The sequence below is a fragment of the Psychrobacter sp. PP-21 genome (assembly GCF_033790785.1).
GTDB lineage: Bacteria > Pseudomonadota > Gammaproteobacteria > Pseudomonadales > Moraxellaceae > Psychrobacter.
Genome location: NZ_JAMYEB010000054.1, coordinates 1 through 1,269 on the forward strand (window position 1 = coordinate 1; position 1,269 = coordinate 1,269).

The following is a 1,269-nucleotide window of genomic DNA, read 5'->3' on the forward strand; positions in this document are numbered from 1 at the left end:
TGTAGTGGTCAAATATTTTTAGACAGTACTTAAGAGGTTTTTGTTGAAATAAAGTCTCTCTTTCTCGCTCGGTGTTAAATACTCATTAAAGCTGTGTGGTCTTACACTTTGATAATAGCCCCAAATATAATCATTTACTGCCTGCCGAGCCTCATCAATATTGTCATAGCCGTTTTTTGGCATCCACTCTGTCTTAAAGCTTCTAAAGAACCTCTCTGTAGGTGCATTGTCCCAACAGTTGCCTCGTCGGCTCATACTATGCGACATACCATTGCACTTGGCTACGCATTTAGCATACTCTTCACTGGTATAATGACTGCCTTGATCTGAATGAAACAGCACGCCTTTAGGCTCAAGTCTTATGTGATATGCCATTTTTAGTGCAGATGTGGTCAGCTGGGTATTCGGGCTATCTGACAAGGCAAAACCAACAATACGTCGAGCATATAAATCCATAACGATGGCTAAATAACACCATCCGCCTTTGATACGAATATAAGTAACATCACCTGTCCACACTTGGTTTGGTGCAGTGGGCGCAAACTGACGGTCTAGTATGTTTCCATAAACTTTATGGAATTTTTCACAACGCCTGTACTTATGTGATTTTATCTGTCGACTAATCAACCCCATTTGTGCCATCAGCTTACCTGCTCTGTAGCGTGTGAGTTGAATGTCATGTTGATGCGTGACGATAGCAGATACCGTCCTTGCACCAGCCGAGCCATTTGACTGCTCAAATACTTCTCTGATTAAGGCTTTGAGCCTTATAAGTTCAATGTCTATAGACCTAGATTTAGTACTGTTGTAATAGCTGCTTCTAACAACCCCAAACAGTTCACATAGCTTGTGTTTGCTAATATGCTTATGATGCTCTGCAAGCTTGGTTATTAGCGATAGACGCTGAGATTGTCTTGGGCTAGCAGAGCAGATGCCTTTTTTAATATATCTCGCTCCATCTTAAGCTGCTTGACCTGTTTTTCAAGCTCTTGTATACGCCGTAATTCAGGCGTTAGGGCTTTGCCTTCTGATGGCATGACACCTTGCTGTTCTTTACGGTATTTATATACCCAATTCTCTAAGGTGGTTTTGCCGATACCTAATGAGTTGGCTACTTCTGGTATCTTCCTGCCTTGATCTTCAACCAGTTTAATGGCTTCTAGCTTAAATTCTTGGCTGTAGCGTCCGCGTTTGGTGGTCATATCTTCTCTCCAGTCTTGGTGATAGTATAACCTCTTATCTACTGTCCTATTTCATTATGCCACTACA

At 41.8% G+C, this 1,269-nt stretch carries 2 protein-coding genes; both read right to left on the reverse strand.

Annotated elements, in window-relative coordinates:
- Positions 1-18 precede the first annotated feature (18 nt).
- Positions 19-945, reverse strand: a complete 927-nt coding sequence (locus NJD71_RS13500) for an IS3 family transposase (RefSeq protein WP_442967691.1) — start codon at positions 943-945, stop codon at positions 19-21.
- Positions 891-1,202, reverse strand: coding sequence for a transposase (locus NJD71_RS14050; RefSeq protein WP_192994872.1), 312 nt, complete (start codon positions 1,200-1,202; stop codon positions 891-893). Before NJD71_RS14050 ends, NJD71_RS13500 begins: the two co-directional genes overlap by 55 nt.
- Positions 1,203-1,269 lie beyond the last annotated feature (67 nt).